The sequence below is a fragment of the Pseudomonas oryzihabitans genome (genome assembly GCF_032027545.1).
Classification (GTDB): Bacteria; Pseudomonadota; Gammaproteobacteria; order Pseudomonadales; family Pseudomonadaceae; genus Chryseomonas; species Chryseomonas oryzihabitans_F.
Map to the genome: position 1 here is coordinate 1 of NZ_JAVSJB010000053.1, position 5673 is coordinate 5673.

Consider the following 5673-nt stretch of genomic DNA (forward strand, 5'->3'; position numbering starts at 1 on the left):
AGGGGAGGGGTTGACAGCGTCCTGGGATGCTGTAGGATTCGCCTCCCGCTGCCGCGATCGGTTGATCTGGTCGAGGTGGTGCAAGTGGTTGAGTTGAAACGAAAAAGTTCAAATCAACGCTTGACAGGATGTGAGGCTAGCGTAGAATGCGCGCCTCGGTTGACGACACGGTCGCAGCCACTGCTCTTTAACAAGTTGAATCAAGCAATTCGTGTGGGTGCTTGTGAGATAAGCCTGATGTCGCAAGATTATCAGCAACACAAGTAACTCGTGAATTCATGAGTTTTTTGCGATTGCTGAGCCACGTTTAGGGTTTTCTCAAAACCCGATCAGTCTACTTAACTGAAGAGTTTGATCATGGCTCAGATTGAACGCTGGCGGCAGGCCTAACACATGCAAGTCGAGCGGATGAGAGGAGCTTGCTCCTCGATTAAGCGGCGGACGGGTGAGTAATGCCTAGGAATCTGCCTAGTAGTGGGGGACAACGTTTCGAAAGGAACGCTAATACCGCATACGTCCTACGGGAGAAAGTGGGGGATCTTCGGACCTCACGCTATTAGATGAGCCTAGGTCGGATTAGCTAGTTGGTAGGGTAACGGCCTACCAAGGCGACGATCCGTAACTGGTCTGAGAGGATGATCAGTCACACTGGAACTGAGACACGGTCCAGACTCCTACGGGAGGCAGCAGTGGGGAATATTGGACAATGGGCGAAAGCCTGATCCAGCCATGCCGCGTGTGTGAAGAAGGCCCTCGGGTCGTAAAGCACTTTAAGTTGGGAGGAAGGGCTTACAGCGAATACCTGTGAGTTTTGACGTTACCGACAGAATAAGCACCGGCTAACTTCGTGCCAGCAGCCGCGGTAATACGAAGGGTGCAAGCGTTAATCGGAATTACTGGGCGTAAAGCGCGCGTAGGTGGCTTGATAAGTTGGATGTGAAATCCCCGGGCTCAACCTGGGAACTGCATCCAAAACTGTCTGGCTAGAGTGCGGTAGAGGGTAGTGGAATTTCCAGTGTAGCGGTGAAATGCGTAGATATTGGAAGGAACACCAGTGGCGAAGGCGACTACCTGGACTGACACTGACACTGAGGTGCGAAAGCGTGGGGAGCAAACAGGATTAGATACCCTGGTAGTCCACGCCGTAAACGATGTCAACTAGCCGTTGGGATCCTTGAGATCTTAGTGGCGCAGCTAACGCATTAAGTTGACCGCCTGGGGAGTACGGCCGCAAGGTTAAAACTCAAATGAATTGACGGGGGCCCGCACAAGCGGTGGAGCATGTGGTTTAATTCGAAGCAACGCGAAGAACCTTACCTGGCCTTGACATGCTGAGAACTTTCCAGAGATGGATTGGTGCCTTCGGGAACTCAGACACAGGTGCTGCATGGCTGTCGTCAGCTCGTGTCGTGAGATGTTGGGTTAAGTCCCGTAACGAGCGCAACCCTTGTCCTTAGTTACCAGCACGTAATGGTGGGCACTCTAAGGAGACTGCCGGTGACAAACCGGAGGAAGGTGGGGATGACGTCAAGTCATCATGGCCCTTACGGCCAGGGCTACACACGTGCTACAATGGTCGGTACAAAGGGTTGCCAAGCCGCGAGGTGGAGCTAATCCCATAAAACCGATCGTAGTCCGGATCGCAGTCTGCAACTCGACTGCGTGAAGTCGGAATCGCTAGTAATCGTGAATCAGAACGTCACGGTGAATACGTTCCCGGGCCTTGTACACACCGCCCGTCACACCATGGGAGTGGGTTGCTCCAGAAGTAGCTAGTCTAACCTTCGGGAGGACGGTTACCACGGAGTGATTCATGACTGGGGTGAAGTCGTAACAAGGTAGCCGTAGGGGAACCTGCGGCTGGATCACCTCCTTAATCGAAGATGTCAGCTTGCTGACAAGCTCCCACACGAATTGCTTGATTCACTGATAGAAGAGCAATTGAGTTAGCTTGACTCAAGGTAAGACGATTGGGTCTGTAGCTCAGTTGGTTAGAGCGCACCCCTGATAAGGGTGAGGTCGGCAGTTCGAATCTGCCCAGACCCACCAATCGATGGGGCCATAGCTCAGCTGGGAGAGCGCCTGCTTTGCACGCAGGAGGTCAGGAGTTCGATCCTCCTTGGCTCCACCATTTCCTTGGTGGCCCATGCGCGTCGCCGTACGGTAAACTGACTAACACGATTGCTTGAAAGCTCAGACATGAGCGTTTACTGCCACTGAAAGGGTGGGAAGTGAAACGTTGATGTCTGGTCTTTGATCAGAACTGTTCTTTAAAAAATTGGGAAAGTGATAGAAGTAGACTGCATTGATTGTTTTCACTGGCAATCAGTGTCGTCAAGGTAAAATCTTGCGAACTCAAGCGCAAGTTTTCGGCGAAATGTCGTCTTCACTCATTTAACGCCTGCAGATCGGTAGCGTCCTTGGACGTCAGCGAGATTGCTTGGGGTTATATGGTCAAGTGAAGAAGCGCATACGGTGGATGCCTTGGCAGTCAGAGGCGATGAAAGACGTGATAGCCTGCGATAAGCTTCGGTGAGGTGGCAAATGACCTGTGACCCGGAGATCTCTGAATGGGGAAACCCACCTAGGATAACCTAGGTATCTTAACCTGAATCCATAGGGTTAAGAGGCGAACCAGGGGAACTGAAACATCTAAGTACCCTGAGGAATAGAAATCAACCGAGATTCCCTTAGTAGTGGCGAGCGAACGGGGACCAGCCCTTAAGTTGATTTGAGAGTAGCGGAACGCTCTGGAAAGGGCGGCCATAGTGGGTGATAGCCCTGTACGCGAAACGCTCTTATCAATGAAATCGAGTAGGACGGGGCACGAGAAACCCTGTCTGAATATGGGGGGACCATCCTCCAAGGCTAAATACTCCTGACTGACCGATAGTGAACCAGTACCGTGAGGGAAAGGCGAAAAGAACCCCGGAGAGGGGAGTGAAATAGAACCTGAAACCGTATGCGTACAAGCAGTGGGAGCCCACTTTGTTGGGTGACTGCGTACCTTTTGTATAATGGGTCAGCGACTTATTTTCAGTGGCGAGCTTAACCGAATAGGGGAGGCGTAGCGAAAGCGAGTCTTAATAGGGCGTCTAGTCGCTGGGAATAGACCCGAAACCGGGCGATCTATCCATGAGCAGGTTGAAGGTTAGGTAACACTGACTGGAGGACCGAACCCACTTCCGTTGAAAAGGCAGGGGATGACTTGTGGATCGGAGTGAAAGGCTAATCAAGCTCGGAGATAGCTGGTTCTCCTCGAAAGCTATTTAGGTAGCGCCTCATGTATCACTCTGGGGGGTAGAGCACTGTTTCGGCTAGGGGGTCATCCCGACTTACCAAACCGATGCAAACTCCGAATACCCAGAAGTGCCGAGCATGGGAGACACACGGCGGGTGCTAACGTCCGTCGTGAAAAGGGAAACAACCCAGACCGTCAGCTAAGGTCCCAAAGTCCTGGTTAAGTGGTAAACGATGTGGGAAGGCTTAGACAGCTAGGAGGTTGGCTTAGAAGCAGCCACCCTTTAAAGAAAGCGTAATAGCTCACTAGTCGAGTCGGCCTGCGCGGAAGATGTAACGGGGCTCAAACCAGGCACCGAAGCTACGGGTATCACCTTTGGTGATGCGGTAGAGGAGCGTTCTGTAAGCCTGTGAAGGTGAGTTGAGAAGCTTGCTGGAGGTATCAGAAGTGCGAATGCTGACATGAGTAACGACAATGCGAGTGAAAAACTCGCACGCCGAAAGACCAAGGGTTCCTGCGCAACGTTAATCGACGCAGGGTGAGTCGGTCCCTAAGGCGAGGCTGAAAGGCGTAGTCGATGGGAAACGGGTTAATATTCCCGTACTTCTAGTTACTGCGATGGGGGGACGGAGAAGGCTAGGCCAGCTTGGCGTTGGTTGTCCAAGTTTAAGGTGGTAGGCCGATCGTTTAGGTAAATCCGGACGGTCAAGGCCGAGAGCTGATGACGATCCTTCTTTTAGAAGGAGAAGTGGTTGATGCCATGCTTCCAGGAAAAGCCTCTAAGCTTCAGGTAACTAGGAACCGTACCCCAAACCGACACAGGTGGTCGGGTAGAGAATACCAAGGCGCTTGAGAGAACTCGGGTGAAGGAACTAGGCAAAATGGCACCGTAACTTCGGGAGAAGGTGCGCCGGTGAGGGTGAAGGGTTTACCCCGTAAGCTCATGCCGGTCGAAGATACCAGGCCGCTGCGACTGTTTATTAAAAACACAGCACTCTGCAAACACGAAAGTGGACGTATAGGGTGTGACGCCTGCCCGGTGCCGGAAGGTTAATTGATGGGGTTAGCGCAAGCGAAGCTCTTGATCGAAGCCCCGGTAAACGGCGGCCGTAACTATAACGGTCCTAAGGTAGCGAAATTCCTTGTCGGGTAAGTTCCGACCTGCACGAATGGCGTAACGATGGCGGCGCTGTCTCCACCCGAGACTCAGTGAAATTGAAATCGCTGTGAAGATGCAGTGTATCCGCGGCTAGACGGAAAGACCCCGTGAACCTTTACTGTAGCTTTGCACTGGACTTTGAGCTTGCTTGTGTAGGATAGGTGGGAGGCTTTGAAGCGTGGACGCCAGTCTGCGTGGAGCCAACCTTGAAATACCACCCTGGCAACCTTGAGGTTCTAACTCTGGTCCGTCATCCGGATCGAGGACAGTGTATGGTGGGCAGTTTGACTGGGGCGGTCTCCTCCTAAAGAGTAACGGAGGAGTACGAAGGTGCGCTCAGACCGGTCGGAAATCGGTCGCAGAGTATAAAGGCAAAAGCGCGCTTGACTGCGAGACAGACACGTCGAGCAGGTACGAAAGTAGGTCTTAGTGATCCGGTGGTTCTGTATGGAAGGGCCATCGCTCAACGGATAAAAGGTACTCCGGGGATAACAGGCTGATACCGCCCAAGAGTTCATATCGACGGCGGTGTTTGGCACCTCGATGTCGGCTCATCACATCCTGGGGCTGAAGCCGGTCCCAAGGGTATGGCTGTTCGCCATTTAAAGTGGTACGCGAGCTGGGTTTAGAACGTCGTGAGACAGTTCGGTCCCTATCTGCCGTGGACGTTTGAGATTTGAGAGGGGCTGCTCCTAGTACGAGAGGACCGGAGTGGACGAACCTCTGGTGTTCCGGTTGTCACGCCAGTGGCATTGCCGGGTAGCTACGTTCGGAAGAGATAACCGCTGAAAGCATCTAAGCGGGAAACTTGCCTCAAGATGAGATCTCACTGGAGCCTTGAGCTTCCTGAAGGGCCGTCGAAGACTACGACGTTGATAGGTCGGGTGTGTAAGCGCTGTGAGGCGTTGAGCTAACCGATACTAATTGCCCGTGAGGCTTGACCATATAACACCCAAACAATCTGACCGCGTGTCAGAGCGTGAGGAAGACGACGCCGAAAACGGCGCGTGGGTTCGCAAGACCCCAGACGAGTTGTCTACTTCGATCACCGACCCAATTGGGCCAGCCAGGTACGCTCCATCACCTGGTCAGCCAACCGAATTGCTTGACGAACATAGAGCATTGGAACCACCTGATCCCTTCCCGAACTCAGAAGTGAAACGATGCATCGCCGATGGTAGTGTGGGGTTTCCCCATGTGAGAGTAGGTCATCGTCAAGCGCCTAACACCCAGCACCCCCGCTCAGTTCACTCTGGCGGGGGTGTTGTCTTTG

At 53.0% G+C, this 5673-nt stretch carries 2 tRNA genes and 3 rRNA genes; all 5 read left to right on the plus strand.

The window, feature by feature from the left end:
- The first annotated feature begins 339 nt into the window (after positions 1-339).
- Positions 340-1876 (plus strand): 16S ribosomal RNA (locus RND78_RS27405).
- Positions 1877-1972: 96 nt separating this feature from the next.
- Positions 1973-2049, plus strand: a tRNA-Ile gene (locus RND78_RS27410).
- A 6-nt stretch (positions 2050-2055) separates the two neighbouring features.
- Positions 2056-2131 (plus strand) — tRNA-Ala (locus RND78_RS27415).
- A 321-nt stretch (positions 2132-2452) separates the two neighbouring features.
- Positions 2453-5345 (plus strand): 23S ribosomal RNA (locus RND78_RS27420).
- 159 nt (positions 5346-5504) lie between these two features.
- Positions 5505-5620, plus strand: a 5S ribosomal RNA gene (gene rrf / locus RND78_RS27425).
- The 16S, 23S and 5S rRNA genes sit together here with 2 tRNA genes alongside, the layout of an rRNA operon.
- Positions 5621-5673: the final 53 nt, after the last annotated feature.